At 58.6% G+C, this 25,912-nt stretch carries 26 protein-coding genes and 1 pseudogene; 13 read left to right on the top strand and 14 right to left on the bottom strand.

Annotated elements, in window-relative coordinates:
* Positions 1–2 precede the first annotated feature (2 nt).
* Positions 3–653, top strand: coding sequence for a UdgX family uracil-DNA binding protein (locus tag QA648_RS26885; RefSeq protein ID WP_283051765.1), 651 nt, complete (start codon positions 3–5; stop codon positions 651–653).
* Positions 654–675: 22 nt separating this feature from the next.
* Here the strand turns inward: QA648_RS26885 and QA648_RS26880 are convergent, their stop codons facing one another.
* Positions 676–1,170, bottom strand: a complete 495-nt coding sequence (locus tag QA648_RS26880; protein ID WP_283051763.1) for a BON domain-containing protein — start codon at positions 1,168–1,170, stop codon at positions 676–678.
* A gap of 238 nt (positions 1,171–1,408) precedes the next feature.
* On the opposite strand from QA648_RS26880, the gene QA648_RS26875 reads away from it, so the two are divergent.
* Positions 1,409–1,633 carry a DUF982 domain-containing protein gene (locus QA648_RS26875; RefSeq protein ID WP_158704596.1) on the top strand — a complete coding sequence of 75 codons (225 nt, stop codon included), beginning with the start codon at positions 1,409–1,411 and terminating at the stop codon, positions 1,631–1,633.
* Between the two features lie 446 nt (positions 1,634–2,079).
* Here QA648_RS26875 and QA648_RS26870 read toward each other — a convergent pair whose 3' ends face one another.
* Together QA648_RS26870 and QA648_RS26865 are read right to left on the bottom strand one after the other, a co-directional pair.
* Complete coding sequence (locus tag QA648_RS26870) at positions 2,080–2,517, bottom strand: hypothetical protein (RefSeq protein WP_104827235.1); 438 nt, start codon at positions 2,515–2,517, stop codon at positions 2,080–2,082.
* 261 nt (positions 2,518–2,778) lie between these two features.
* Positions 2,779–3,729, bottom strand: coding sequence for a helix-turn-helix domain-containing protein (locus tag QA648_RS26865; RefSeq protein WP_283051760.1), 951 nt, complete (start codon positions 3,727–3,729; stop codon positions 2,779–2,781).
* Between the two features lie 86 nt (positions 3,730–3,815).
* On the opposite strand from QA648_RS26865, the gene QA648_RS26860 reads away from it, so the two are divergent.
* The 3 genes from QA648_RS26860 to QA648_RS26850 all read left to right on the top strand — a co-directional run bounded on the left by QA648_RS26860 (position 3,816) and on the right by QA648_RS26850 (position 6,259).
* Positions 3,816–4,505, top strand: coding sequence for a DJ-1/PfpI family protein (locus QA648_RS26860; protein WP_283051758.1), 690 nt, complete (start codon positions 3,816–3,818; stop codon positions 4,503–4,505).
* Positions 4,506–4,512: 7 nt separating this feature from the next.
* The gene (locus QA648_RS26855; RefSeq protein ID WP_283051756.1) at positions 4,513–5,076 is read left to right on the top strand and encodes a hypothetical protein; all 564 of its coding nucleotides are present in this window, start codon (positions 4,513–4,515) and stop codon (positions 5,074–5,076) included.
* A 208-nt stretch (positions 5,077–5,284) separates the two neighbouring features.
* Positions 5,285–6,259 carry an alpha/beta hydrolase gene (locus QA648_RS26850; RefSeq protein ID WP_283054280.1) on the top strand — a complete coding sequence of 325 codons (975 nt, stop codon included), beginning with the start codon at positions 5,285–5,287 and terminating at the stop codon, positions 6,257–6,259.
* A gap of 169 nt (positions 6,260–6,428) precedes the next feature.
* On the opposite strand, the gene QA648_RS26845 is transcribed toward QA648_RS26850, so the two are convergent.
* Both QA648_RS26845 and QA648_RS26840 read right to left on the bottom strand, forming a co-directional pair.
* Positions 6,429–6,713: an Sf3a2-prov protein gene (locus tag QA648_RS26845; RefSeq protein WP_260304200.1), complete on the bottom strand. Its 285-nt coding sequence runs from the start codon at positions 6,711–6,713 to the stop codon at positions 6,429–6,431.
* Positions 6,714–6,866: 153 nt separating this feature from the next.
* Positions 6,867–7,040, bottom strand: coding sequence for a hypothetical protein (locus QA648_RS26840; protein WP_199773627.1), 174 nt, complete (start codon positions 7,038–7,040; stop codon positions 6,867–6,869).
* A gap of 203 nt (positions 7,041–7,243) precedes the next feature.
* On the opposite strand from QA648_RS26840, the gene QA648_RS26835 reads away from it, so the two are divergent.
* Together QA648_RS26835 and ligD are read left to right on the top strand one after the other, a co-directional pair.
* A complete protein-coding gene (locus QA648_RS26835; protein ID WP_283051754.1) occupies positions 7,244–8,083 on the top strand; it encodes a Ku protein in 840 nt (279 codons plus the stop codon).
* Between the two features lie 3 nt (positions 8,084–8,086).
* Positions 8,087–10,627, top strand: a complete 2,541-nt coding sequence (ligD, locus tag QA648_RS26830) for a DNA ligase D (RefSeq protein ID WP_283051753.1) — start codon at positions 8,087–8,089, stop codon at positions 10,625–10,627.
* On the opposite strand, the gene QA648_RS26825 is transcribed toward ligD, so the two are convergent.
* Positions 10,624–11,301 carry a substrate binding domain-containing protein gene (locus QA648_RS26825; protein WP_283054279.1) on the bottom strand — a complete coding sequence of 226 codons (678 nt, stop codon included), beginning with the start codon at positions 11,299–11,301 and terminating at the stop codon, positions 10,624–10,626. The genes ligD and QA648_RS26825 overlap by 4 nt on opposite strands.
* 81 nt (positions 11,302–11,382) lie before the next feature.
* Positions 11,383–11,520 (bottom strand): annotated as a pseudogene (locus tag QA648_RS26820) (LysR family transcriptional regulator); the annotation flags it as partial.
* Between the two features lie 173 nt (positions 11,521–11,693).
* Here QA648_RS26820 and QA648_RS26815 point away from each other — a divergent pair.
* From QA648_RS26815 to QA648_RS26805, 3 genes are read left to right on the top strand one after another with little or no spacing between them, the layout of a single operon-like run.
* Positions 11,694–11,996, top strand: coding sequence for a DoxX family protein (locus QA648_RS26815; protein WP_283051752.1), 303 nt, complete (start codon positions 11,694–11,696; stop codon positions 11,994–11,996).
* Between the two features lie 21 nt (positions 11,997–12,017).
* Positions 12,018–12,515 carry a hypothetical protein gene (locus tag QA648_RS26810; protein WP_283051750.1) on the top strand — a complete coding sequence of 166 codons (498 nt, stop codon included), beginning with the start codon at positions 12,018–12,020 and terminating at the stop codon, positions 12,513–12,515.
* A 46-nt stretch (positions 12,516–12,561) separates the two neighbouring features.
* Complete coding sequence (locus tag QA648_RS26805) at positions 12,562–13,116, top strand: TlpA disulfide reductase family protein (protein WP_283051748.1); 555 nt, start codon at positions 12,562–12,564, stop codon at positions 13,114–13,116.
* 106 nt (positions 13,117–13,222) lie between these two features.
* On the opposite strand, the gene QA648_RS26800 is transcribed toward QA648_RS26805, so the two are convergent.
* The 6 genes from QA648_RS26800 to QA648_RS26775 form a co-directional block, all read right to left on the bottom strand.
* Entirely contained in the window at positions 13,223–14,026 is an 804-nt protein-coding gene (locus QA648_RS26800) for a Ku protein (RefSeq protein WP_283051746.1), read from the bottom strand.
* 70 nt (positions 14,027–14,096) lie between these two features.
* Positions 14,097–16,754: a nitrate reductase gene (locus tag QA648_RS26795; RefSeq protein ID WP_283051744.1), complete on the bottom strand. Its 2,658-nt coding sequence runs from the start codon at positions 16,752–16,754 to the stop codon at positions 14,097–14,099.
* Positions 16,755–16,800: 46 nt separating this feature from the next.
* Complete coding sequence (nirD, locus tag QA648_RS26790) at positions 16,801–17,136, bottom strand: nitrite reductase small subunit NirD (protein WP_260304190.1); 336 nt, start codon at positions 17,134–17,136, stop codon at positions 16,801–16,803.
* 4 nt (positions 17,137–17,140) lie between these two features.
* Positions 17,141–19,591, bottom strand: a complete 2,451-nt coding sequence (gene nirB / locus QA648_RS26785) for a nitrite reductase large subunit NirB (RefSeq protein ID WP_283051741.1) — start codon at positions 19,589–19,591, stop codon at positions 17,141–17,143.
* Positions 19,592–19,610: 19 nt separating this feature from the next.
* The gene (locus QA648_RS26780) at positions 19,611–20,882 is read right to left on the bottom strand and encodes a nitrate/nitrite transporter (RefSeq protein ID WP_283051739.1); all 1,272 of its coding nucleotides are present in this window, start codon (positions 20,880–20,882) and stop codon (positions 19,611–19,613) included.
* A gap of 430 nt (positions 20,883–21,312) precedes the next feature.
* A complete protein-coding gene (locus tag QA648_RS26775; RefSeq protein ID WP_283051737.1) occupies positions 21,313–22,104 on the bottom strand; it encodes a phenylalanine 4-monooxygenase in 792 nt (263 codons plus the stop codon).
* Between the two features lie 121 nt (positions 22,105–22,225).
* Between QA648_RS26775 and QA648_RS26770 the strand changes: the two genes are divergently transcribed.
* Entirely contained in the window at positions 22,226–22,687 is a 462-nt protein-coding gene (locus QA648_RS26770; protein ID WP_260305249.1) for an Lrp/AsnC family transcriptional regulator, read from the top strand.
* Between the two features lie 34 nt (positions 22,688–22,721).
* On the opposite strand, the gene QA648_RS26765 is transcribed toward QA648_RS26770, so the two are convergent.
* Positions 22,722–23,222: an Lrp/AsnC family transcriptional regulator gene (locus tag QA648_RS26765; RefSeq protein ID WP_283051732.1), complete on the bottom strand. Its 501-nt coding sequence runs from the start codon at positions 23,220–23,222 to the stop codon at positions 22,722–22,724.
* Between the two features lie 131 nt (positions 23,223–23,353).
* On the opposite strand from QA648_RS26765, the gene hppD reads away from it, so the two are divergent.
* Together hppD and hmgA are read left to right on the top strand one after the other, a co-directional pair.
* Complete coding sequence (hppD, locus tag QA648_RS26760; RefSeq protein ID WP_283051730.1) at positions 23,354–24,463, top strand: 4-hydroxyphenylpyruvate dioxygenase; 1,110 nt, start codon at positions 23,354–23,356, stop codon at positions 24,461–24,463.
* A gap of 58 nt (positions 24,464–24,521) precedes the next feature.
* Positions 24,522–25,883, top strand: a complete 1,362-nt coding sequence (gene hmgA / locus QA648_RS26755) for a homogentisate 1,2-dioxygenase (protein WP_283051728.1) — start codon at positions 24,522–24,524, stop codon at positions 25,881–25,883.
* Positions 25,884–25,912: the final 29 nt, after the last annotated feature.

Genomic DNA, 25,912 nt, shown 5'->3' with positions numbered 1-25,912 from the left:
CCATGCTCGAAAAACACTCCTTGCCCGATAGCGGCCCTTCTCTCCAGCGCGATCATGCTGATGCGGCAACGCTCGGCGAACTCCGGCACGACGCCGAATCCTGCACGCGTTGCGACCTCTATCGCAATGCCACGCATCTCGTCTTCGGAGAAGGCCCCGAAACCGCCGAGGTTGTGCTGGTCGGCGAACAACCCGGCGACAAGGAAGATCTGGCGGGCAGGCCGTTTGTCGGGCCGGCGGGCCGCTTGCTAGATCTATGTCTTGAAGAGGCGGGGGTCGACCGCGACCGCTGTTACGTCACCAATGCGGTCAAGCATTTCAAGTATCAAATGCGCGGCAAGAAGCGGCTGCATTCCAGGCCCAATGCCGGCGAGGTGCAGCGCTGCGCCTGGTGGCTCGGCGCCGAACTTGAACTATTGAAACCGAAACTCGTCGTGGCGCTCGGTGCGACGGCCGTATCCTCGCTGCTCGGATCGAAGGTGCGGGTGATGCGCGACCGCGGCAGCATCCTTCATCCACCCGGGCAGCTTGACTTTCTCGTCACCATTCACCCATCGGCTCTTTTGAGGATCAGGGAGGCGGACGAAAAGGAGCGAAGCCGGTTGGCCTTCATCCAGGACCTGAAGAAGATCCGAAGCTTCCTGCGGCATTGACCGACATCTATCGCCAAATTCGCTATTCGTCGTTCGGAATATGCGCATCGACGCCGATCGTTCGAAGGTTATTTCGAACTTCCGCAACGCCGGGAATAGATAGAACGATCGCTGTGAGATGACGAGCCAGCGGAATCGTCTCGACGTTACCCTCCAGAGTCACAATGCCGTCGTTGGCGTGCACGTCGATGCTGTTGACGTCAACTCCTCTCTGTTCGAGCTGTTCGGTTATGACCGCTTCAAGTTCGTCGCTGTCGATACGATCGCTCGGAAGAGGTCCGACGGTTTGATCCTCGCCTCGTTCGAGGCCGGTCGAATCGGCTGAATCTATGATGAAATCGCCATCCCGTTCCTCGTCGAAATTGGCCGAGGTATCGCCATATCCCCGGTTCTCGGGACTTTCAGAGGCACTTCCACCCCCGTCCGAGTACGGCCAGCCGTCACGAAGATTGCGATCTTCATAATCGCGATAGTCTTCCTCGCGCGAGAGCGTTTTTGGCTTTCGAGGCTCAGTCATGTCGACCTCCTTTCCTATGAAAGGACAAACAAGACAGAGCTGATTTTGTTTCATTGATCCCCCTGCTTAACCCGAACATTCGCGACGAGAGGACGGCGTTCAGCTTTTGGACCGCGTTTTGGGCATGCAGGCATGACTATTTTTTTATTGTTTCGCTCCGTCTGGAACCAAGGTGGAGAGTGTCCGTTTCACGGGCGGAGGAAGCAGCTAAATGTCCAAATATTTGTGGAATCGTTCGGTGACGGTCGTCACCCAGGAGAGCGGCCACTACCTGACGATCAACAACACCGAACAGGCCCTTAAATTTCTTCTTCGCGAATGGCCGCCGGGCAAATCCGATCGCATTCATGCCACGGCCAAGAAAACCTTGATCAGCACCTATCACAGTCAAGGGTCGGTAGATGAAGCGCGCGATGCCTTTTTGGCGGCCGCCGTTTCGGCGGGCATAGCGATAAAGGATTGATGCGAAAGCAGATACAAGAATCGGAACCGGATGTTCCGGGCAACTTTCATGCAAAGCCACTTGAAATCGGAAACGTCCAACCGTATTTAGGCTTCACTTCCCGTGTTGATGGTCTGCTGCTCGACGTTTGTTGTCGCTGCGTTTCAGGCTGTCCGGGTTGGAAAGGGCGCTCCCCGAAAGGGTTGAGCGCCCTTTCTCGTTATGCTTGGATTCGGGCCGGAGGCCGGCTTCCTCGCAACAACATTGCAGGCTTCTTATTCTCTCGCAGTAGATTGCTGCCCCGATGATCGCCCGCCAAGCGTCAGGCAAGGCGATCCTTGAGGATCTGTGACCTCAGGGATTGCCAAGCCAACGCTCGACCGCCGGTGTCTTGCTTTCGCGATGCAGCCAAGTTGGACACATCGCCACGTCCGTCAGCCGGAGCCGGTATTGCCGAAACTACTAGACTATATCGACAACGCCTTGCGCAAACGGGCAAACAGGCTCGGAGGCCTCCCGGCGAGCAACGGACGAATGGAACGTGCGACTACGGCAGAACTGACCGTCTCGCCGAAATGGCAGTAGCAGACAATTCCGTGCAGCTCATGATCCGTGAGTTCGAAGAAGCGCTTGGCTTCTCCGTAGCTGTCGTTTTCCAAACCAGCGGCGCGAAGAACCGGATCCGCAAATGCGACGGAGATTGGGGAGCTATCCGTCCGCATTGCCGCCCTGGTTTCACTAGGCTGAAATTCGGTTTCGCGCAAAGTGGAAAGAAACTGTCGGGGACTCCGCTCGAGAAGATCTATCCAACGTTCGAGCCGTTGGGTTCGCGACATCTCTCGATTAAGGAAGTCCTGATCGACTTTCGCAATTTTCTGCAAATCATCGCGTGCATGCTGCTTCATCTCGGCCTCCTATTTGGCGATAGTTGGTCCCCTACGATGTAACTCCAGCCCGGATTGATGGTGATCCCAAAGAGACAAGATGTCCAGTCAACTTGGGGTGCCGGACGATCTGCGGAACGAGAAAAATTGTCCGTCCCTCCTTCAATCGCGTGTGGGCAAGATCGAAAATTTGCATCTCGGCGCTGATGCCTATCTTTTCCGGCAGAGGCATCCTGCCAACCGAGGAGGGCGGCAATGTTCCGATCCCTGCCGACGGTCGCCTTATCCGAAATGATCGCGAAAGGCCTGCGGCGTGGTTCCGAAGGCTCTGAGGAAGCTCCGCCGCATGGTCTCTTCCGAACCGAAACCGCAGCGTATACGCGCCTGACGAACAGACAAGCCCTGCTCCAGGAGGCGCCGCACAGCCTCAACGCGGATATCCTCGACAGCCCTGGCCGGCGTGCGCCCCGTTGCCTGGCGATAATGCCGGGAAAAGCTGCGTGCGCTCATGTTCGCTTGCTCGGCAAGCGCCGGCAACGAAAGATCGGCGCGCAAATTGTCGATGATCCATCCGTGCAGCCGGTCGAAACGATCGCCGCTCTCCTGCAGCGAGAGCATCGTGCTGAACTGTGCCTGGCCGCCCGGCCGCTTCAGGAAGACGACGAGTTCGCGCGCGACGGCGAGCGCCAATTTGCGGCCGAGATCAGCCTCGACCAGCGCAAGTGCCAGATCGATGCCAGCGGTGACCCCTGCCGACGTCCATATATTGCCGTCCTGAATAAAGATCGGGTCGGGTTCCAACCGCACATTCGGGAAGCGTTTTGAAAACTCCCTGCATCTGTTCCAATGCGTCACGGCGCGCCGCCCATCCAAAAGTCCCGCTTCGGCGAGCAGAAAGGCGCCGCTGCAGACCGAAGCGATCCGCCGCGCGCTAGCTGACCGCCGGCGGATCCAGTTGACAAGGGCCGTTTCCTCGCACGCTTTATTGACGCCGACACCACCCGCGACCATCAGGGTATCGATCGGTTCATCGTCTTGGGGCAGCAATGCCGTTGCAAGTGTCAGCCCCGAGGTCGTCCCGGTCTGCCCGTTCATGGCCACCGCGATCGCGTTATAGGGCCTCGGCTGACCGGTAGCGAAGGCCTCCTCGTTGGCGCTCGTAAACACCTGCAATGGCCCGGTTACATCGAGCAGTTGGGCATCTTCGAAAGCGAGAATTTCAATGTGGCGCATGATTGGCTCAAAATGAGGGGAGTTTGGCAAATACGCCAGATGGTGATCGCGTAAGCTTGCCAGAGTCAACCACTGGAGATGCAAATATGACCATTCGCTTCGGACTGCTCGTTTTCCCCGGCATTCAGCAGCTTGACCTGACAGGGCCCTACGAGATCTTCGCCTCGACGGAAGGCGCGGAGGTGCATCTGATCTGGAAGGACACTTCGCCGATCGTCTCTGCCACGAAACTGGTGCTTCAGCCGACGACAACCTTCGATGACTGCCCTCAGCTCGACGTCATCTGTGTGCCTGGCGGCGGCGGCATCAATGCATTGCTTGAGGATGAGGCCGTGTTGTTCTTTATCCGCGCACAGGCGGAGCAGGCACGTTTCATCACCTCAGTCTGTACCGGCTCCCTGGTGCTGGGCGCCGCCGGTCTGCTCAAGGGCAGGAAGGCGACGACGCACTGGAATGCCCAGGATTTCCTGGCGAACTTCGGCGCTATTCCAACCGCCGGCCGCATCGTCCGGGACGGCAATCTCATCACGGCCGGCGGCGTGACGGCCGGCATCGATTTCGGGCTGGCGGTCGTTGCGGCCCTTATTGGTCAGGAAGAAGCGGAAATGGTTCAGCTCTCGCTGGAATACGCGCCTGCCCCGCCGTTCCATTCGGGCACGCCGGAAGAGGCGACAGCCGATGTGTTCGCGAAGACGAAGCGACGCCTTGCCGGCACGCGGGCTGCACGAGAGGCGATCATCGCCCGATTGATGGCGTCTCAGAGCGAACCGGTTTAGGCGAGCATTGCCGGAAACAGCCGAGATCAATCTCGGCTTCCACGCCGGCGGTTACTTCCTGTCAATGACAGTTGAACCGCTGGCGATGTCACCGAAGTGCAATCGATTGCAGATAATGAAGTGGCGATTTACCACTGCATTTATCGAGGTTGCGATGAGTAATCGGGCAAATAAAATACTTCCCCACCATCGGTTTTCACATTCGCTTGGCGCGCCTCTGGCTCGGGTTCAGGGTGTTGTAGCGCATGTGTTCGAGGCTCCGGAGAACCACCACGGTGCAAACCACCAGCATTTCACGGTAAAGATCGAAACGGTCCTGAAATTTGACGGCGGCGATGATGATATCACCGGTCAGACAGTATTCGTCGCCGTACGTTTCGGCGACAATGAAGGGCTCGATCATGAGATTCCCGACTTGAAGGCAGGGGAAGCGATCGAGCTGCAGGGCGAGTACATTTCCATTGCGTCAGCCTACCCCACCGAAGACAACAGCAATCCGGTATTGCCGGTCCTCCACTTCACGCACCATCCTGTAGGTTACGTGCTGTATGAAGGGGTCCACTATAGCTGAGCTTCGAGTTTCAGAATTCCGCCAAGCCAGGAGCGTCAGGCCGGCTCTCCTGCCGTGTGCACCACGCTTGACTCAGGCATCAATTCTGCGACCGTGGGAATATGATACTGCGTCTAGCGTTCGCGGCAGAAAGGCTAATCGTATGAACGGATTTTGGTTTTTTCGCTTCATGCGCCTTTTTGTGACGACGTCGATCGCCACGGCTGCCATGGCGCTTTCGCCGGTATTGCCGACGTCAACGGCTTATGCGCTTGACGCCGCTTCACAGACGAAAGCCTCGGACAATCAGATCCAGAAACTCATCGGGATCTTGGGGCAAACCTATGCCCCGCAGGACCTTCGCCAGCGGCGGGCCGCTTTCGAAAGGCTTATGGCGTCCACGCCGGATCCGACGCGCGTCCAGATCCGTCATGTCGATGCCAACGGGGTCGACGCCGATCTGATATGGCCCGCACGACTTCACCATCCGATTGGTCGGCGCGCGATTCTCTATCTCCACGGAGGAGGGTTCTACAGCGGCTCGCTCAGAACGCACCGGAATATAGCGGGCTCTCTTGCAAAGGCTGCGTCAGCCGATGTGCTCTTGGTCGATTATCGCCTGCTGCCGGAGAATAAGTACCCGGCCCAGATCGATGACACTCTGGCGGCTTATCGTTGGCTTCTTGCCTCAGGATATAAGGCCGAGAACGTGGTGATTGCCGGGGAGTCGGTGGGCGGAACACTGGCCATCGAGGCCACTCTCAACCAGCTTCGGATCAAGGCATCCTTGCCGGCGGCCGTAGTCGCGATGAGCCCGGTGACCGATTTCGCTGCAATGGGTGACTCCATGACCACAAATGCCCAGAATGATCCATTCATGGGCAAGGGCGAGCTGGAGATCATCCGCAACGCCTACATCGGCGACAAATCTCCGGTCTCTCCCGAGCGGTCCCCGCTCTATGCCGATATGACCGGCTTTCCGCCCTTACTCCTGCAGGTTGGTTCGCGCGAAACGCTGCTCGATGACACGCGCCGGCTGGAAGACAAGGCGCGCGGGGCCGGGGTCGACGTTACTACGGAGGTTTGGCCGGGCATGATCCATCAGTGGCAGATCTTCCCGTTCTGGATAGAGGATGCGCGCAAATCGAATAGAAAAGTTGCCGAGTTTGCCGTCTCTCATTTTGCCGACAGGCCTGACGAATAGGCAATCGATGGCTGAGAGGCGACGGCTCTACAGGCATTGAAAATACCGAGCACGAACTCGATCAAATCGCCCTGATATCAAGGTGTTTCCCAGCTATCATTTAGGTGCGCAGGCTCGCGACAGGCCAATGCAGTCTGCCGCGTCCGTGAAAATGGTTATAGGTGTGATTTCAATGCGGCGGCTTGTCGTCGCTCCTTATCTTCTGCCCGTCCAGATAGCCGTGCTCATATGCTTTGGCGCGACTGCTTTCCTCTGGATAGGGATTTTTCTCCGCCTCAGTCTCCCTTTTGCCGGCTTCAACGCCGCGCGCATAGGCGGCTTCATCATCGTCCTCGCCGCCAACACCATTTCCCGCACTATCTATCTTGGGCGGCTCTACCGAAGGTGGCTGGATGGGATTGGGAAGCCCCGCGTCCGGAGTTGGGACGGGTGACGTCGGATCATATTTTGCCATGGCATTGTCCTCCTGTAAGAAAACGCCATCGCCCCGCCGCGGTTCCCCGCGCGATCCCAATTCTGCTTCGTCATATCGCCGCTTGTTCGATCGAAAGACAACTTACGCCGCGGATGTTCGTCATCTGCGAAAAGCCAGGTCTCATTCGCCGCATTATCGATCCAATTTGAAGGAAAGCTGCACGCCGCGCGGCAAGGGTGGCAGCGGCCGGCTGATATCGACGCGGCGCTTCCAGGCGGCGCGCCGTTCCTGTTCACGTTCCCGCAGCGCTTTCGAGACTGCGACAAACGTCATGGCGCGTTCTATGACTTGCTCTGTTTTCGTCATGGATACCTCCATTTGTTCACTTTATGTTCTCATGATGGAGGGCAATAGTCAAGCCGACGATAAAGTCTCGCGCAAATGGAAGCCGGCTTGTTGATTGAGCTCCCATCTGAAGGAAGGAACCAGCGAACAAAACTGACTGACGTGCCGGAACAAAAACCGCGAGATATCGTTCAAGTCTATTGGTTTCACCGGAGATTTGTCGGATGTCGCCGCGTGCCCAATGGAAGGGTTATTTGCAATTCGGTTTGGTGACTTGTCCCGTGGCGCTTTATACCGCGTCATCGACATCAGAGCGGGTTTCTTTTCACACCATCAATCGTGCGACGGGCAATCGTGTCCGGCGCGAATTCGTGGACAGCAGCAGCGGGAAACCCGTCGGGCGCGAGGACCAGGTCAAAGGCTACGAAGTCGGTAAGGACGACTATGTGATCTTTGAGCCGGACGAAATCGCCGCCGTTGTCCCCGGAAGCGACAAGACCCTTCATCTCCAGGCATTTGTTGAATTCTCCGATATCGACGACGTCTATTTCGACAAGCCCTACTATCTCGCCCCGAGCGATCGCGGCAGCGAAGAAGCCTTTGCGTTGATCCGAGACGGCATGCAGAAGAAGAAGGTCGCAGCCATCGCGCGAACGGTGCTTTTCCGGCGCCTGCGGACTTTGCTGATCCGTCCCTACGACAAGGGGCTGCTCGCGACGACGCTGAACTTCGACTACGAGGTCCGCTCCGCGGACAAGGCTTTCGAGGATGTACCAGACATCAAGATCAAGGGTGAAATGCTTGATCTCGCAAAGCATATCATCACCACGAAAAGCGGCACGTTCGACGCTCAGACATTTGATGATCGCTATGAGGCGGCACTCACCGAGCTGATCAAGGCGAAGCTCGAAGGTCGCAAAATTACTGTCCGCAAAGAGCGCAAGCCGGAAAAGGTTGTCGATCTCATGGAGGCGCTTCGCCAAAGCGCCGGCTTCAAGGGCGAAAAGAAGCAAACACCGAAACGAGCCGCTTCCAATGCTTCCCGGCAGCGAAAGGCAGGTTGATCCATGGCGCTTGAGACCTATCGCGAAAAGCGGGATTTCTCGAAAACATCCGAGCCGAGGGGACGCACGCGCAAGACAGCCGCGCAGAACAGCTTCGTCATCCAGAAACATGCAGCGCGCCGGCTGCACTATGATTTTCGCCTGGAGCTTGACGGTGTTTTGAAGAGCTGGGCGGTCGCAAAGGGTCCGAGCCTGGTTCCGAGCGAAAAACGCCTGGCAGTCCAGGTAGAAGATCACCCGCTCGACTATGGTGATTTCGAGGGTACGATTCCCAAGGGCGAATATGGCGGCGGCTCGGTGATCGTCTGGGATCGCGGTACCTGGGAGCCGGACGGCGATCCGCACAAGGGCTTCAACAAGGGTCACATCGAACTCGAGCTGCATGGCGAGAAGCTCCACGGGCGCTGGCATCTGGTCCGCATGGCAAGGCGCGCCCGGGAGAAGAAAGACAATTGGCTGCTCATCAAAGGCGACGATGAGGCGGCCCGCCCTGAGGGCGCGGATGACATTCTCGAAGAGCGGCCGGAATCCGTGAAGACCGGTCGACTGATCGAGGAGCTCGAAGGCGAAAAACCCGGATGGTCTTCGAAGACGGGCAGGATCGAGCAACAGTCGAGCACGGCCAAGCAACCTCAACGGGCCGCGGTGAAAACTTCGGCAGATCCTTCATCCGTGAAAAAGGCTGGGAAATCGGCTTTGCCTGATTTCGTGCCGCCGACCTTGGCGACGCTGACGAAGACGCCACCGAGCGGGAAGCAATGGCTGCACGAGATCAAGTTCGATGGCTATCGCCTGCAGGTCCGCATCGAGGACGGGCGCGTCAAGTTGCTGACGCGCAGCGGTCTCGACTGGTCGGAAAAGTTCGGGAAACCGCTTCTTACCGAACTCGCCCGTCTTCCCGTCAAAACGCTGCTTATGGATGGCGAATTGGTGGTCGAGACCGGTTCCGGCGCATCGGATTTTTCAGCCCTGCAGGCCGATCTGAGCGACGGCAGGAACGATCGTTTCGTCCTTTATGTCTTCGATCTCCTTTATCTCGACGGATATGATCTGCGCGCCGCCCCGCTGACGGAACGAAAAAAAATGCTGGAGAGGATCGTACCTTCAGGGAATGGCAAACTCCGCTTCAGCAGCGATTTCGACGCCGATGGCGACCTCATGCTGGAGCATGCCTGCCGCCTAAGCCTGGAAGGCATCGTGTCGAAGCGCGCCGATGAACCCTATCGCTCAGGCCGCGGCAAAGGTTGGCTGAAGTCGAAATGTTCCTTCCGGCAGGAGTTCGTGATTGCAGGTTATGTCCCGTCATCGACGGCGCGCAAGGCGATCGGCTCCCTCGTGCTCGGCATTTTCGACAAGGGCAGGCTGCAGCATGTCGGCCGCGTCGGCACGGGGTTTACCAACAAGGTTGCCGAGGATCTCTATTCTCAACTCGAGGGCATGCGGGCGGATGAAAGCCCGTTCGACAAACGTCTTAGTGCCGACGAGGCGCGCGGCGTCCGTTTCGTTCGTCCGGAACTGGTCGCTGAAATTGAATTCCGCACCTGGACAGCGGATGGCCAGCTCCGGCACGCCGCATTCCGCGGTCTGCGCGAAGACAAGCAGGCGACTGAAATTGTCCGAGAAACCTCCGCCAGTTCGGCTACGGAACCCGAGCTGCCGAAGCGGACGGTCGTTCTCACGCACCCCGATCGTATCTATTGGCCGGACGAGGGCGTTACGAAGGAAGGCCTCGCCGATTATTACACCGATGTCTGGAAATACATGGCGCCTTTCGTCGTGCAGCGGCCATTGGCTTTGCTGCGTTGTCCCGATGGCATCAATGGCCAAAGCTTTTTCCAGAAGCATGCGTGGAAAGGCCTGAACAAGAACATCGTTCTTATCCATGATCCGAAGGAAAAGGATGAGGCCCCTTTGGTCAGCATCGATGACCTCGATGGCTTGCTTGGTCTCGTGCAGGCGGGATCGTTGGAACTCCACCCCTGGGGCATTACAATCGCCGATTGGGAGCATCCCGATATGATCATCATGGATCTCGATCCCGGCCCCGGCGTGCCTTGGGAGAAGGTGATCGAAGCGGCGGAAGAAACACGCAACCGCATGAAAGAGGCTGGTCTTGCCGCCTTCATCAAGACGTCAGGCGGCAAGGGTCTGCATGTCGTGTCGCCATTGAAACCAACGGCAGACTGGCCAACCGTTAAAGCCTTCACGAAATCCATTGCCGATCAGATGGCCGCCGACAGCCCCGAGAGCTACGTTTCCACCATCACCAAATCGAAGCGCCAGGGTAAAATCCTGGTCGACTATCTGCGCAACCAGCGCGGTTCGACGGCGGTGGCGCCCTATTCGACGCGAGCGCGGCCGGGTGCCGCGGTCTCGATGCCACTCGCCTGGGATGAACTCAGTCCCGCGATCGGGCCGGCCTATTTCACGGTCAATAATACGCCCAACCGGCTCGCGGCGCTTCGCTCCGACCCTTGGGAAGATTTTCGGGCAGCCGCGGCATCTTTGGAAAAAGTAAAATCCAGAAAGAGCAGAGCGCGCTAAAGCCGGGCTTTGATGTAATCGCGAAATGCCTTTGCGCGCGCGGTCATCTGCCGTCCGGGCGCGCTGATTGCGTGGAGCGTGAGACCCGACCAACTCCAATCGGGCAGGACGCGAACGAGCCTTCCGGTCGACACCGAATTGACCACGACAATTTCGGGAAGAGGCGCGATTCCAGCCCCGGCCTCCGCGAGTTTTAATACGCATGCGAAGTCGCTTGCTCGCACGTCGGCGCGCAGAGAGACCCTCTCTTCTCGCGCGCCGTTGGAGAGCGAGAGGTGGGTCACGCCCGGTCGCTCCCGCGGCAGAACAAGCGCATGTCGCTCGAGATCCGCCGGAACCTCGATCGGACCGCTCCCTTGCAGATAGGATGGCGCCGCGAACATGCTGACTCTCATTTCCGCGATGGGAAATGCTTGAAACTGCATATCGGGCATTTGCGCCAAGCCCACTCTGAGCGCGAGATCAATGCGATGTGCGACAGGATCCAGTGTTGCGTCCGTTGCGATAACCTCAATGGCGATCTGCGGATAATCCTGCCGAAACGACGTGATAATCTCCGGCAATACCTCGATCGCAATATCAATAGGCGCGGTTATTCGGATCGTCCCACGCGCGATCGACCGGGACCTCCGGACACTCGCTCCGGCGTCATCGAGCAGCGCCAAGGCAGGCATGGCCTTATCATAGAATTCCAGTCCTTCGGCGGTACAAGAGACGGAGCGGGGAGAGCGTGAAAGCAACCGGACGCCAACCGCCTTCTCAAGCCGCGAAATTCGTCGACTGATGCTGCCTTTGGTCTCGTTCAATTGCCGAGCCGCCGCCGATAGTGTTGCAAAGTCAACAACGGCGCAAAAGGCGCGCACGTCATCGATCGAACCAGAGAAGGTTTCCATATCAGCAACCATGTGTTCCGAAATGCAGATCTGACGCGAATTCGTAAACCATGATTTTTTGTTTGCAATATCTCCCCGGAAGGAATTCGCTATGTCTGAATATGCTTTGCCAAGAAAATGGTCGCCGAAGACGGCTGCTCTGATCGGCATGCGCGTCATTCTCGCGGCCCTCTTTGCTGCCGCAGCGCTCGCAAAAAATCGCCGGCGTGCCTCAAATGGTTCAGGAGTTTGACACTATCGGTCTCGGCCAATGGTTTCGTTATTTCACCGCAGTTGTTGAATTGGCCGGAGCGGGCCTTACCATCTGGCCACGCCGGTCGGCCCTCGGCGCTATTCTGCTTACGGGCGTTTGTGTTGGGGCATTCTTCACGCAACTCTTGGCGCTGCATGGCGATGTCATACACACGACCATTTTGGGCGCTGTCGCAGGCGGTCTCGCTTTTATACAGCGCAGCCAGCTCATTCAAACCCGCTGATCGTCGGGTTCGAGTGAACTTATGAACAAGCGCAATCCGATCAAGTCCTCGCCATCTACATTGGCGCTGGCGCTTTTTGCTTTGGCAATCGCTGCGATACTGGGGTGGGCTTCGACGATCGCGCCAGCCTTCGCAATGCAATCAAAGCCCCAGGAACATAAGGTCGTGTTTCAAGTGGACAGCAATGACGTCACGGCCATGAAACATGCCATCAGCGGTTCCATCAACGCAGCCCAATATTATAAATCCAAGCACGAAGGCATTTCGATCGAGATCGTTGCCAACGCTACCGGAATCGAGATGTTTCGAGACGACACGTCGCCGCTGAAGGATGCCATAGCGGCCCTGCGCACGATAGTTCCAGGCATCACGCTCAGCATGTGCGGTTCTTCGAAGGCGATTGCCGAGCAGAAGGAAGGCCATCCGCTGCCGCTGATCGAAGGGGTCACGGTCGTGCCCTACGGTGTCGGGCGATTGATCGATCTTGAAGAGCATGGTTGGGCCTATATTCATGCCTAGCCGTCGATCGCGTACAATATGCAGCCGGCGGACATTGCTGCGCGGAATGGCCGGTGGCGCAGCATTTTCCTTCCTGTCGCGGTCGGATCTTGCGAAGGCGAGCGATGACCCTCCTGTCTTTGAAAACGTGCGGCACCAATTTACGCTGCTGGAGCCTGCAAGAAACCTGCAGCCGACAAAACTCGCGGATCTTCGTGGAAACCAGCTCGATTTTCGACCGGAGCCGGGGCGGGTAACGCTCATTAATCTCTGGGCTACTTGGTGCGTCGCCTGCCGTATCGATCTGCCGGCACTTGATAAATTTTCACGCCAAATGGGTAGCCAAGCCACCGTCGTTGCCGTTTGCGTCGATCTCTCAGACGGTGCTCGGGTCGCTGAATTTGTTCAAGACCTGGGGATCAAGCATCTTCGTGTCCTGATCGATCCGAGCGCGTCGCTCACGCAACCGCGAGCACCCGCTGAAGCGTCGCTGCCGCTATACGGCATGCCGATCACCTATCTTCTAACCCCGAAAGGCCGGATCGCGGGCTTCATTGAAGGGGCGTCCGACTGGCTTTCTCCTGAAGGTCAAGCCCTCATAAATTACTATGCTTCGTTTTGAGCTACTATGCAGGGAGATTGCAGCGTTGCCGGACAAGGTGGATGCCATTGCTGGTCTACTCGAAATTCCGGACAGAAAACTGCTATGCGCTTTGCCTGGAATTGCGTTAGCGCTTGGCTTTCGAGGCAGCGGCAACGCTCTTTTTCAACGCATCCAGGATGTTGATGACGTTGCTCGGCGGCGCTTCGGCTTCCGGCTTGGCTTTGGCCGGCCGTTTGCGGCCCTTCTTTTTCGCGGCAATCAGTTCATGCAGCTTGTCCTGCACCGGGTCGCTCGCCATCGACGGCGTCCAGGGCTTCGTCTGCTCGTCGATCAATTGCAGGACAAGCGACATCAAGGACGGATCGGTCTTGTCCGCCTTGATCGTTTCGAAATAGGCGGCTTCGTCGCGAACCTCGTCGCCGTAGCGCAATGTCCATAATACGATGCCTTTGTCCCGAGGCTCGAGCATGACGGCCCGCTCGCGGCGATACATGACAAGGCGGGAAATGCCGACGGTCCCGGTCGCTGCCATGGCATCGCGGATGACACAGAAGGCTTCCTCGCCGACGGGATCGTCCGGGGTCAGATAATGCGGCTGGTCGAGCCAGATCCATTCGATGGAATCGCGCGGCGCGAAGACATCGATATCGATCGTGCGGGTGCTCTCGAGCGCGACGGAATCCAGTTCGTCGTCTTCGATCAGCACATAATCGCCCTCGCCACGCTCATAGCCTTTGACCTCGTCATCCTCCTTCACGGGCTTGCCGGTGACGGAATCGACATATTGGCTGACGACGCGGTTCCGGGTCTCGCGATTGAGGGTGTGGAATCGGATCTTCTCATTCGCGGAGACGGCCGGCGCCATCGCGACCGGGCAGGTCACGAGCGAAAGTTTGAGATAACCTTTCCAGAACGAACGCGGCGCCATGCATCGATCTCCCGATTCCAAAACGAACGGGAAGCATGGCGCTTTGTTCCATGGCTATTCTCGGGGTCGGCTATTCGGCCGCCGTCGCAAGGCATCCATCGATGATCCCGCGGATTTCGGCTCGGCAGGAACCGCAGTTGGTTCCGGCGTTCAGCGCTTTGCCGACCGCCTCGACGCTGTGGCAGCCATTGCGAACCGCACCGACGATCTGGTTGACGCCGACGCCGAAACACGAGCAGACGGTTGCGCCGGGATCCGGGGTGTTGGCGCCCGGCCGGCCGGCGACGAGCGCAAAGCGTTTGCGCATATTGCCGTGCGATGCGGACAGTTGCGCAATCGCCCAGTTGCGGGCAACAGCCACTGGCTGGCGAGCCAGAAACAGCGCCGCAATCAGCCTGTCTCCGTCGAAGAAGGCCAGACGCAGATCGCCAGAGGTTTGATCGGCATAACCGAGCGGTTCGACGTCTGCAGGAATGTCGAACGTGGCGCGGCACCAGTCCGCCCAGTCTTCCGCGGCGTCGTCGAAAGCCAGCTCCATCCGCCATCCGCCATCGGCCTTGGCGAGTGCCCAATAGGCGGCCTCCAGATGCTGCGGCTTTGCCACGGAAACGGCAAAGCCATAGCGGGATGCCTTGAAAGGACGTGCCGCAACAGCGACATTTTTCGAAGCCGGCTGGCCGGAAAAGGGATCGGTGAGGGGCGCAACGACGGTATCGATACGCGCCTTTGCGGCGAAACTGTCGTTCCAATGCATCGGCACGAACAGGCTGCCGCGCGCCTGTCGTTCCGTCACCAATGCCCGGACGGTTACCTTGCCTTGTGGGCTTTCGATCTCGACTAGGCTTGCGTCGCTGACGCCGATTTCGATCGCATCGCGGGGATGGATTTCGGCAAAGGGCTCGGCAATATGCGCCGACAACCGGGCGCTTTTGCCGGTGCGGGTCATCGTATGCCATTGGTCGCGGATGCGGCCGGTATTGAGTGTGAACGGGAATTCTGCGCTCGTGCGGTCCGAAACCGGCATCTTTACGGCCACGAAACGGGCCTTGCCATCGGCATGAAAGAAACCGCCTTTGGCGAAGAAGCGCGACGTCTGCGGTGCTGATCCCGCAGGCTGCGGCCATTGGAACGGCGAGAGCGCGTCATAGTCGTCGGCCGTTATCTCCTCGCAGGCACCAATATCGAAATCCCGACTGCCGTTATTTTCAAAGCTGGAAAGGGCGGCATGTTCGGCAAAAATGCTGGCTCTCGAGGCGAAGGAGAAGGCCTCGGCAAATCCCATCCGACGACCGACTTCGGCCATCTGCCACCAGTCCGGCTTAGCCTCGCCAGGGGAGGGGAGAAAGCCCCGCTGCCGGGAAATCCGGCGTTCGGAATTGGTGACGGTGCCGTCCTTTTCGCCCCAGCCGACGGAGGGCAGTAATACATCGGCGTGCCGTGCCGTATCCGTCAGTTTCAGGACATCGGAAACGACGACGAAGGGACAGGCCTTGATGGCCGCTTCCACGGCATCGGCATCCGGCATCGAAACCACCGGATTTGTCGCCATGATCCACAGGGCTTTGACACGTCCGTCGGCAACGGCGCGAAACATGTCGACGGCCTTCAGTCCCGGCCGTTCGGCGATAACGGGGGATTTCCAGAAGCGCTGCACGCGATCGCGATCGCCTGCATTTTCGATCGCCATGTGGGCGGCAAGCATATTGGCGAGCCCGCCAACTTCGCGTCCGCCCATGGCATTCGGTTGGCCGGTCAGGGAGAACGGTCCCATGCCCGGACGGCCGATGCGCCCTGTGGCAAGATGGCAGTTGATGATGGCGTTGACTTTGTCGGTGCCGGAGGACGATTGGTTGACGCCCTGGCTATAGCAGGTCACCACCTTTTCCGTCGTCTCGAACAAGCGGAAGAACTCGCGCAATTGCATCGCCGGCAGGCCGGTCTTGTCAAGCAGGTCGCCGAAGCTCAGCGCCGAGGCTTCCGCGAAAGCGTCCGAGAAGCCCTCCGTGTGGAGCGCGATGAAATTCTGGTCGATGGCGGAGCTCTGGGCGAGGCGCGCAAGCAAACCGGTGAATAGCGCCACATCGCCGTCCGGACGGATTGCCAGATGCAGGTCGGCAATATCGGAGGTCATCGTTCGGCGCGGATCGATGACGACGACCTTCATCCCCGGGCGCTCCGCCTTGGCGGCGGCAAGGCGCTGGTAGAGGACCGGATGGCACCAGGCGAGATTGGAGCCGGTCAGGATCACCAGATCGGCCAATTCGATGTCCTCATAGGTGCCGGGCACCGTATCGGAACCGAAGGCACGGCGGTGGCCCGCGACCGAGGACGACATGCAGAGGCGCGAATTGGTATCGATGTTGGCCGAGCCCATAAAGCCCTTCATCAGCTTGTTGGCGACGTAGTAATCTTCGGTCAGAAGCTGACCGGAGACATAGAAGGCAACCGAATCCGGACCATGCGCGGCAACTGTTTCGGAAAAGCGCTTTGCCACCAGATCAAGAGCGTCGTCCCAGTCCGCGCGTTGACCGCCGACTTCCGGATAGAGAAGACGGTCGTCGAGATCGATCGTCTCCGCGAGCGCCGACCCCTTGGAACAGAGGCGCCCGTAATTGGAGGGATGATCCGGATCGCCTTTGACGGAAACCTTGCCGTCGTCGTCGATGCTCGCAATGACGCCGCAGCCGACGCCGCAATAGGGGCAGGTCGTTTTGGTCTCAGCGGGCATTGAGGCGTCCTCCAAGAGCCGAAGATATTGCCGGGCGAAGGACCATTTATTCCGCCGCCATCATGAGACTATCGAGCCTGATCGATAGCACTCCGTCCTCATTGCGCACCGGGATGGTGCGGACCGAACCTTCATCCGCCCCGAGCGCCTTGCCGGTTTCAAGCGAAATGACCCAATTGTGCAGAGGGCAGGTGACGGCTGCACCGTGCACGATCCCTTGCGAAAGCGGTCCGCCCTTGTGCGGGCAATGATCCTCGATGGCGAAGACTTCGTTTTCGGCAGTACGGAAGACCGCGATCTTGCCCTGCGGCGTCTTCACGCAGCGCGCGCCGCGCAGCGGGATATCCGAAATGTCGCCGATTTCAATCCAGTTCATGCTCATCTCCTTACTCGGCGGCCTGCGGGTAGCCGATCGTCGCCATCGGCTTGAACTCATGCTTGTCCTTGCCGGAGACGCGCTCCGACCAGGGGTCGACCTGAGCGAATTTCTGGCTGAAGACGAAGCGTTCGTAGTAAGCCTTGCGCTTTTCGGCATCCTCCATGATCTGGCGGCGGATTTCGTCGAGACCGATGCGCTTGGCCCATTTGTAGATGCGCTCGAGATAGCGGGCCTGTTCGCGGTACATCTGAGTCAATGCCACGATATGCTCCAGCGCCTCGTCCTCGGTCTTGACGAGGCCGAGCACTTCCGTGCCCTTGATGTCGAGACCGGCAGCGCCCGCGAAATGAATCTCGAAGCCGCTGTCGACGCAGATGACGCCGATGTCCTTGCAGGTTGCCTCGGCACAATTGCGCGGACAGCCGGAAACCGCCATTTTGAGCTTTGCCGGCGTCCACGAGCCCCACATGAATTTCTCGATGCGGATGCCCAGGCCGGTCGAATCCTGCGTGCCGAAGCGGCACCAGTCGGAGCCGACGCAGGTCTTCACCGTGCGCAGGCCCTTGGCATAGGCCTGGCCGGAAATGAAACCGGCCTTGCCGAGATCGGCCCAAACGGCGGGAAGATCCTCCTTCTGCACGCCGAGCAGGTCGATGCGCTGACCGCCGGTCACCTTCACCATCGGAATCTCGAATTTGTCGACGACATCGGCAATAGCGCGCAGCTCGTTCGAACTGGTCACGCCGCCCCACATGCGCGGCACGACGGAGTAGGTGCCGTCCTTCTGAATATTGGCGTGAACGCGCTCATTGATGAAGCGCGACTGATAGTCGTCGGCATATTCATCCGGCCAGTCGCAGACGAGGTAGTAGTTCAACGCCGGCCGGCATTTCGCGCAGCCGCACGAGGTCTTCCACTCTAGCTCCTGCATGACGGCGGGGATACTCTTCAGCCCCTTGGCCTTGATCAGCCGGCGCACATCGTCATGGCCAAGCTCGGTGCAGGCGCACATCGGCTGCACGGCCTTCGGATTGTAGCTGTCGCCAAGCGTGATCGTCATCAGTTGTTCGACGAGCCCGGTACAGGAGCCGCACGAGGCGGACGCCTTGGTATGGGCGCGCACCTCATCCAGGGACGTCAGACCCTTGGCAGTGATCGTCGAGGTGATCTTGCCCTTACAGACGCCGTTGCAGCCGCAGATTTCCGCATCATCCGGCAAGGCTGCAACGGCCGCCATAGGGTCCAGCGGGGACCCTCCCTGGTAGGCCTGGCCGAAGATCAGCGTCTCGCGCATCTCCGAAATATCGGTCGCCTTCTTCTTCAGGTCGTTGAACCATGCGCCGTCAGCAGTCTCGCCGTATAGCACGGTGCCGATGACGCGATTGTCCTTGAGGATCACGCGCTTGTAGACGCCGGCTGCAGCGTCGCGCAGAACGATTTCCTCGCGATCGTCGCCATCTGCAAAGTCTCCGAGAGAAAAGAGATCGATGCCGGTGACCTTGAGCTTGGTCGGCGTGTCGGAATGCACGAAGGCGGCGGAGCGGTCTCCCGACAAATGCGAAGCGGCGACACGAGCCATTTCATAGAGAGGCGCCACCAAGCCGTAGACCATGCCGCCGACCTCGGCGCATTCGCCAAGCGCCATGATGTCGCCATCGGACGTGTTCATGCCATCGTCGACGACGATGCCGCGGTTGACGGCGATACCGGCGTCCTTCGCGAGCCCGACGCTTGGGCGGATGCCGACTGCCATGACGACGAGGGTCGCGGGAATGATGCGGCCGTCTTCAAGCTCGATGCCTTCGACTTTGCCGTTCCCGACAATCGCTTTGGTATTGGCCTTGGTAATGACTTTGATGCCGCGCTCTTCCACCGCCTTTTGCAGCAGATAGCCTGCAGCCGGGTCGAGTTGGCGTTCCATCAGCGTCGGCATGACATGCAGAACGGTGACATCCATCCCGCGGGAGGCAAGGCCGGCAGCAGCTTCGAGGCCAAGGAGACCGCCGCCGATGACGATTGCCTTCTCACGCGACTGGGCGGCGAGCAACATCGCCTGCACGTCGTCGAGGTCGCGATAGGTGATGACGCCGGGCAGATCCTTGCCCGGCACCGGAATGATGAAGGGCACTGAACCGGTTGCGATCACCAGCTTGTCGTAACTCTCGGTGACGCCGTGATCGGAGGTGACCGTCTTGGCCGCCCTATCGATATTGATGATCCTGTGACCCTTATAGAGGGTGATGTTGTTTTTGATGTACCAGCCATCGCCATGGATGATGATTTGCTCGTAGTCCTTTTCGCCGGAAAGAACCGGCGACAGCATGATGCGGTCGTAATTGACGCGCGGCTCGGCGTTGAAGATCGTCACTTCATACTGGCCAGGCGCCTTTTCGAGGAGGTGTTCCAGCATGCGGCCGGGCGCCATGCCGTTGCCGATGATGACAAGTTTCTGGGTCATAGGGGAATTCCGATCCGAATTACTGGGCAAAAACGCTGGTATTTGCGGTCGCTGCGCTGTTGCGCTGCAACTGCCGGATGGAGAAATGCATCCACACCAGCGAGATGGCGACGATCGCGAAGAGCAGCATGAAGCAGCTCGACCAGAGGCCGGTCATATCCTTGAGCAGGCCGAAGGCGATCGGCAGAATGAAGCCGCCAAGGCCGCCCATCATGCCGACGATACCGCCGACAGCGCCGACAGCGCCGGGATAATAGGCGGGGATGTGCTTGTAGACGGCCGCCTTGCCGAGGCTCATGAAGAAGCCAAGGATGAAGATGACGACGATGAAGATGGCCGGCGTGATGCCGAAGGCCGGGCCTGCCGCGGTGGCGGCCGGCAGCGAAAGGATCAAGGTGGTGACTGCCGACACCGCCAGCATCGTGTACATGACGCTTCGTGCGCCCTTCTTGTCGGAAAGCATGCCGCCGAAGGCGCGGAAGATGCTGCCGGGAATGGAATAGGCTGCGGCGACCATGCCGGCGGTCTCAAGGTTGAAGCCATAGACGCCGACCAGATAACGGGGCAGCCACAGCGACAGGGCGACGAAACCGCCGAACGCGAAGAAGTAATAGAGCGAGAAGCGCCATACCTGCACGTTCTTCAACGGTGCGAATTCCTGCAGGAGGCTCTTGGATGCGCCGCCGCCGTTGCGACGGGCGCGGAAGGCCGGATCGTCCGTCGTGGTGAACCAGAAGACGACAGCCATGACGGCAAGCACCAGCGCCCAGATCTCCGCAACAGCCTGCCAGCCCCATGCAAGGAGAACGAAGGGGGCTGCGAACTTGGTCACCGCGGCACCGACATTGCCGGCGCCGAAGATGCCAAGCGCCGTTCCCTGCTTTTCGGGCGGGAAGAAGGGCGAGATATAGGCGACGCCGACTGCGAAGGAGCCGCCGGCAAGACCGACGCCGAGGCCGGCGATCAGCATCTGCGTGTAGGTGTGGGCATAGGAGAGCAGGAAGGTCGCTACTGCGGCGGCCAGCATGGTGAGCGTGTAGACGAGCCGGCCGCCATAACGCGTGGTCCAAATGCCAAGAACAATGCGGACGATCGAACCGGTCAGGACCGGGGTGCCGACCAGCAGGCCGAACTCGGCTTCGTTCAGGCCGAGCTCCTGTTTGATGCGAATGCCGATGATCGCGAAGATCGTCCACACGGCAAAACAGAGCGTGAATGCGAGTGTCGATATCCACAGCGCGCGTTGCGGTGCGTCAGAGGACGATGTCGGCGTTTGGTCAAAAGCAGGCATAGCTTCTCCGTGCGCGACAACGTCGCGCCTTCCTGGGTTCAAGTTGAAACAAAAAAGCTGCCGGCCAGGGTTCGCGCACGCTGGGAGCGCGTTCGTCAATCCTGATCAGCAGCTTTGCTTGGGGCGCCCCACGTTGGACGCCAATGTGTGAGCCTTATCGGCCTCAAAAATAACAAAGCAAGTTGCGTGCCAAATTCGTGACGCCAAGAAAATCTAGTATTATCAAAGGGGAAGGAAATTGTTGACCCGCTGACGGCATGGTCAAATCTTGGGCGGCCTTTGCTGCGGTGCACATTAATCGAGCAAGGCGCTCTGGCGAAAGCCGATAAAACAATGCCGCCAGGTGGCGGCATTTTGGGCGAGTTGCGCTGTGTTGCTTGGCCGCTGGGGCCTAAATACGTTCGATCAGTCCCACGCGCCTTTCGACGGTTCAGGAAGCCTTGGCTTCGAAAGTGGGCGGAAAATCACCCAGCGACTTTGCCTTGACGATCAAGCCTTCGATATCCTGCTCGACGATCGCTTCAAGGTCGGCGAAGCTGTCGATGACGTAGTAGATCGGCTGAACGATATCGATCCGATAGGGCGTTCTGAGGACGGTCAGTAGATCGAACGGCCGGAATTCGCAGGCCTTGCCCTCCATTGCCGCCTTCGCTTCACTTGGCGACGAGACGATGCCCGCGCCGAAGCAACGGCGGCCTTGCGGCGTATTGATCAGGCCGAATTCGACGGTGAACCAGAAAATGCGGAACAGATGCCACGAATAGCCTTTGCCGAGGCGCACGGCGGTTTCGCCGAAATGTCGAACGAAATTGGCATAGCTCTGGTTGGTCAGCAGCGGGCAATGGCCGAATACCTCGTGGAACAGGTCCGGCTCCTCGATATAGTCGATATGCTCGCGACGGCGCAGGAAAGTGGCAAGCGGGAATTTGCCCTGCGACAGAAGTTCGTAGAAGCGCGAGGGCGGAATGAGCGCCGGCACGCCTTCGACGCCGAAGCCGGTGGTCTCGCTCAGGCGCCGATTGACATCGAGAAGCTGAGGCACCTTGTCCGACTTGAGCCCCAGGGTTTTGACGCCCTCCAGATATTCGCGGCAGGCCATATTGGCCAGAAGCTTCATCTGACGCTCATAGAGTTCGCCCCAGATCGCATCTTCTTCGGCGGTGTAATCGTATAAACCGTCCGGGCCGGGCAGTTTGGCGGTGTAGCTACTTTCCTTGGTCATGCTGATCCTCCCAGCCAGTGCGGCTTTCCTGCAATTGTGCTCCGAGCGGGGAGGATTTTCTTTTCTTTTATGCTGGCCATTGCCATATTGGTGGCAAATATTCTCGAATATGGCGCTGAAAATGAAAGAACCTGGGAATTTTCATCGCAAGCTTCTCCAGCTCATCCAGGCCGATGGCAGCCTTTCACTGGCAGACCTGGCGGAAAAAGCCGGCATGTCTCAGAGTTCGGCCTGGCGGAAGATCCAGGAGCTGGAAGGTGATGGCGTTATCCGCAAGCGTGTGACGCTGCTCGATCCAGGAAAACTTGATCTTAAGCTCTGCGTGATCGCGCATGTTACACTGGAGGATCATCATGAAGAGGCGGTGGCGTCTTTTGCCTCGGTGGTGCTGGAGCGGCCGGAGATCATGGAGTGCTACGCGTTGTCCGGCGCCTTCGACTATATGCTGAAGATCCGGGCCAAGGATGTGGAAAGCTATGAGGCTTTCATGACGCGATACCTCATGCGCAACCCGCATGTGCGCACGGTCGTATCAAGTTTTGTGCTGCGCGAGCTGAAATTCTCGACCGAACTGCCGATCTAGCGCTTGTCGCGCCGCATTCGCGCATGCTGACAACTCAGCGCACACTATCGCCATGCCAACTATGCTGCATGAGGACCGGAAACCCTTCAAATGTCTTCAGCGTATCAAGGACAATCGAAGTCTTCACGTGCTGCACCGACTCGTGGGGCAACAGAACGTCGTTGACGAATCTTGAAAGGTCGTTGAGCCCGCGGGTCGCCACCTTCAGGTGATAATCCATTTCACCCGTCAGCGCATAGGCTTCGAGAACTTCGGGCAGTCCGTTGATCAGTTGGGAAAATCTGCGGGCATTGTCTCTGTTATGCGTTGCGAGGGTCACGGAAATGACCACCAGCATATCCAAACCCAGCTTCTGCCGGTCAAGGTTGGCCTGGTAGCTGCGGATATATCCTTCGGACTCCAGTCTCGTCCGTCTTCGCGAGCATTGCGAGGGCGAAAGCGCGATCCGCTCGCCCAATTCGTTGTTCGTCAACCGACCGTCTTTTTGCAGTTCCTGCAGCAGGCGCAAATCCAATTTATCAAGCTGTTCATCCATTGCGCAAAATCTCAAAAACTCTCACGATCCGTGCATAATATCTTCCTGAGGCATGAAGAATGCAAGAACTTTGCGCGCGTTTTGGGCCACACTTTGCATATGAAATTCATCTTCTCTGAAGGAGAAAGAAAATGGGTCCTTTTCCGCACGATGCGCCGCCTTCGGAAATAACCGCCGACAATCCGGCCGGCACCGATGGCTTCGAATTCGTTGAATTTGCTCATCCCGAGCCCGAGAAACTGCGCGAGCTCTTCACGCGCATGGGTTACGTTGCGGTCGCAAAGCACAAGACGAAAGACATCACCGTCTGGCGGCAGGGCGATATCAACTATCTCCTGAACGCCGAACCCGGCAGCCATGCCGCTCGTTTCGTTGCCGATCATGGTCCCTGCGCTCCGTCGATGGCCTGGCGCGTCGTGGATGCCAGGCATGCGTTCGAACATGCGGTGGCAAAGGGTGCCGTTCCCTATGAAGGGGATGACAAGGCGCTCAATGTCCCGGCAATTGTCGGTATTGGCGGCTCGCTGCTTTATTTCATCGAGACATACGGTGAGAAAGGATCGGCTTACGACGCCGAGTTCGATTGGTTTGGCCAGCGCGACCCGCGTCCTGAAGGAGTCGGTTTCTATTATCTCGACCACCTGACGCACAATGTCTTCCGCGGCAACATGGACAAGTGGTGGGCTTTCTATCGCGAGCTGTTCAATTTCAAGCAGATCCACTTCTTCGATATTGACGGGCGCATCACAGGTCTGGTGAGCCGGGCGATCACGTCACCCTGCGGCAAAATCCGCATTCCGCTCAATGAATCGAAGGACGATACGAGCCAGATCGAGGAGTTTCTGAAGAAGTACAAGGGCGAGGGCATCCAGCACATCGCCGTCGGAACGGAAGACATCTACGAAGGCACCGACAGGCTTGCCGCAAACGGTCTCCGCTTTATGCCGGGTCCTCCGGAGACCTACTACGACATGTCCTATGACCGCGTGAACGGCCATGACGAACCCATCGAACGTATGAAGAAACATGGTATCCTCATCGACGGCGAAGGTGTGGTGAATGGCGGCATGACGAAAATCCTGCTCCAGATATTCTCCAAAACCGTCATTGGTCCGATCTTCTTCGAGTTCATCCAGCGCAAGGGCGATGAAGGCTTCGGAGAAGGCAACTTCCGTGCTCTTTTCGAGTCCATCGAGGCGGATCAGATCAAGCGCGGCGTCATCGGCACCGCGGCAGAGTGATCTTTCGGCGACCCTGCGCACAGGTGGGGTCGCCCCAATTTTCGGGAGGAATTGAGCGATGGACCAGACGAGAACCCGGGGTTCCGATCGCCGGTCTGCGGCGGCGGAGACGCTGCAATATATGCCCGGCTTCGGCAACGACTTCGAAAGCGAGTCGCTGCCCGGCGCTTTGCCGCAAGGCCAGAACAGCCCGCAGAAATGCAATTACGGTCTCTATGCCGAACAGCTTTCGGGTTCACCGTTCACCGCTCCCCGCGGGACGAATGAAAGATCATGGCTCTATCGCATTCGCCCGAGCGTGCGTCATACCCGCCGCTTTTCGAACGCTTCCTATCCTCTCTGGAAATCCGCACCCTGCCTTGACGAACATTCGCTTCCTTTGGGGCAGCTTCGCTGGGACCCGGTGCCCGTGCCGAACGAGAGGTTGACCTTCCTGGACGGGATTCGCACGATCACGACCGCCGGCGATGTCATGACCCAGACAGGCATGGCGTCACACGCCTATGTCTTCAACGAGGACATGGTGGACGATTATTCCTTCAATGCCGATGGCGAGCTGCTGATCGTGCCCCAGGTCGGTGCCATCAGGGTGTTCACCGAAATGGGCATCATGGACATCGAGCCCTTGGAAATCTGCGTCATTCCGCGTGGCATGATGTTCAAGGTGACGCGCAAGGGCGATGAGAAAGTCTGGCGCGGATATATATGTGAGAACTACGGCGCGAAATTCACGCTGCCGGATCGGGGGCCTATAGGCGCAAACTGCCTGGCAAACCCGCGCGACTTCAAGACTCCGGTTGCCGCCTTCGAGGACAAGGAAACGCCCTGCCGCGTGCATGTCAAATGGTGTGGCAAATTCTACGTCACGGAAATAGGCCACTCGCCCCTCGATGTGGTCGCCTGGCATGGCAACTATATTCCCTACAAGTATGATCTGCGGACGTTTTCCCCGGTCGGCGCGATCCTGTTCGACCATCCCGATCCGTCGATCTTCACTGTGCTGACCGCCCCAACCGAAAGTGCCGGCACGGCGAACGTCGATTTCGTGATCTTTCCGCCGCGCTGGCTGGTGGCGGAACACACCTTCCGCCCGCCCTGGTACCATCGCAACATCATGAGCGAGTTCATGGGCCTGATCCATGGCCAATATGATGCGAAGGAGCAGGGTTTCGTGCCGGGTGGCATGAGCCTGCACAATATGATGCTTCCCCACGGGCCGGACGCATCGGGCTTTGAAAAAGCATCCAATTCCGAGCTTAAACCTGTAAAGCTGGAGAACACCATGGCGTTCATGTTCGAGACGAGGTTTCCGCAGCAGGTGACGAAATACGCGGCCGAGCTCGAAACGCGGCAGGACAATTACCTGGAATGCTGGGACGGCCTGGAACGCCGCTTCGACGGTACTCCCGGCATCAAGTGAAGTCCGGTCGAACATCCTCTGACATTGGG

The sequence above is a fragment of the Rhizobium sp. CB3171 genome, assembly GCF_029714265.1.
Lineage (GTDB): Bacteria > Pseudomonadota > Alphaproteobacteria > Rhizobiales > Rhizobiaceae > Rhizobium.
This window is presented reverse-complemented; position numbering and strand designations above follow the sequence as displayed.

Excerpts from the sequence above, each read along its gene's own strand:
- QA648_RS26810 (WP_283051750.1), top strand. The coding sequence starts at position 12,018 with ATGAACAAGCGCAATCCGATCAAGTCCTCGCCATCTACATTGGCGCTG.
- ligD (WP_283051753.1), top strand. The coding sequence starts at position 8,087 with ATGGCGCTTGAGACCTATCGCGAAAAGCGGGATTTCTCGAAAACATCC.
- hmgA (WP_283051728.1), top strand. The coding sequence starts at position 24,522 with ATGGACCAGACGAGAACCCGGGGTTCCGATCGCCGGTCTGCGGCGGCG.
- QA648_RS26880 (WP_283051763.1), bottom strand. The coding sequence starts at position 1,170 with ATGACTGAGCCTCGAAAGCCAAAAACGCTCTCGCGCGAGGAAGACTAT.
- QA648_RS26770 (WP_260305249.1), top strand. The coding sequence starts at position 22,226 with ATGAAAGAACCTGGGAATTTTCATCGCAAGCTTCTCCAGCTCATCCAG.
- nirB (WP_283051741.1), bottom strand. The coding sequence starts at position 19,591 with ATGACCCAGAAACTTGTCATCATCGGCAACGGCATGGCGCCCGGCCGC.
- QA648_RS26860 (WP_283051758.1), top strand. The coding sequence starts at position 3,816 with ATGACCATTCGCTTCGGACTGCTCGTTTTCCCCGGCATTCAGCAGCTT.
- QA648_RS26775 (WP_283051737.1), bottom strand. The coding sequence starts at position 22,104 with ATGACCAAGGAAAGTAGCTACACCGCCAAACTGCCCGGCCCGGACGGT.
- QA648_RS26795 (WP_283051744.1), bottom strand. The coding sequence starts at position 16,754 with ATGCCCGCTGAGACCAAAACGACCTGCCCCTATTGCGGCGTCGGCTGC.
- QA648_RS26825 (WP_283054279.1), bottom strand. The coding sequence starts at position 11,301 with ATGCCTGCCTTGGCGCTGCTCGATGACGCCGGAGCGAGTGTCCGGAGG.
- QA648_RS26780 (WP_283051739.1), bottom strand. The coding sequence starts at position 20,882 with ATGCCTGCTTTTGACCAAACGCCGACATCGTCCTCTGACGCACCGCAA.
- QA648_RS26865 (WP_283051760.1), bottom strand. The coding sequence starts at position 3,729 with ATGCGCCACATTGAAATTCTCGCTTTCGAAGATGCCCAACTGCTCGAT.
- hppD (WP_283051730.1), top strand. The coding sequence starts at position 23,354 with ATGGGTCCTTTTCCGCACGATGCGCCGCCTTCGGAAATAACCGCCGAC.
- QA648_RS26850 (WP_283054280.1), top strand. The coding sequence starts at position 5,285 with ATGGCGCTTTCGCCGGTATTGCCGACGTCAACGGCTTATGCGCTTGAC.
- nirD (WP_260304190.1), bottom strand. The coding sequence starts at position 17,136 with ATGAGCATGAACTGGATTGAAATCGGCGACATTTCGGATATCCCGCTG.
- QA648_RS26765 (WP_283051732.1), bottom strand. The coding sequence starts at position 23,222 with ATGGATGAACAGCTTGATAAATTGGATTTGCGCCTGCTGCAGGAACTG.
- QA648_RS26840 (WP_199773627.1), bottom strand. The coding sequence starts at position 7,040 with ATGACGAAAACAGAGCAAGTCATAGAACGCGCCATGACGTTTGTCGCA.
- QA648_RS26885 (WP_283051765.1), top strand. The coding sequence starts at position 3 with ATGCTCGAAAAACACTCCTTGCCCGATAGCGGCCCTTCTCTCCAGCGC.
- QA648_RS26870 (WP_104827235.1), bottom strand. The coding sequence starts at position 2,517 with ATGAAGCAGCATGCACGCGATGATTTGCAGAAAATTGCGAAAGTCGAT.
- QA648_RS26835 (WP_283051754.1), top strand. The coding sequence starts at position 7,244 with ATGTCGCCGCGTGCCCAATGGAAGGGTTATTTGCAATTCGGTTTGGTG.
- QA648_RS26845 (WP_260304200.1), bottom strand. The coding sequence starts at position 6,713 with ATGGCAAAATATGATCCGACGTCACCCGTCCCAACTCCGGACGCGGGG.
- QA648_RS26805 (WP_283051748.1), top strand. The coding sequence starts at position 12,562 with ATGGCCGGTGGCGCAGCATTTTCCTTCCTGTCGCGGTCGGATCTTGCG.
- QA648_RS26800 (WP_283051746.1), bottom strand. The coding sequence starts at position 14,026 with ATGGCGCCGCGTTCGTTCTGGAAAGGTTATCTCAAACTTTCGCTCGTG.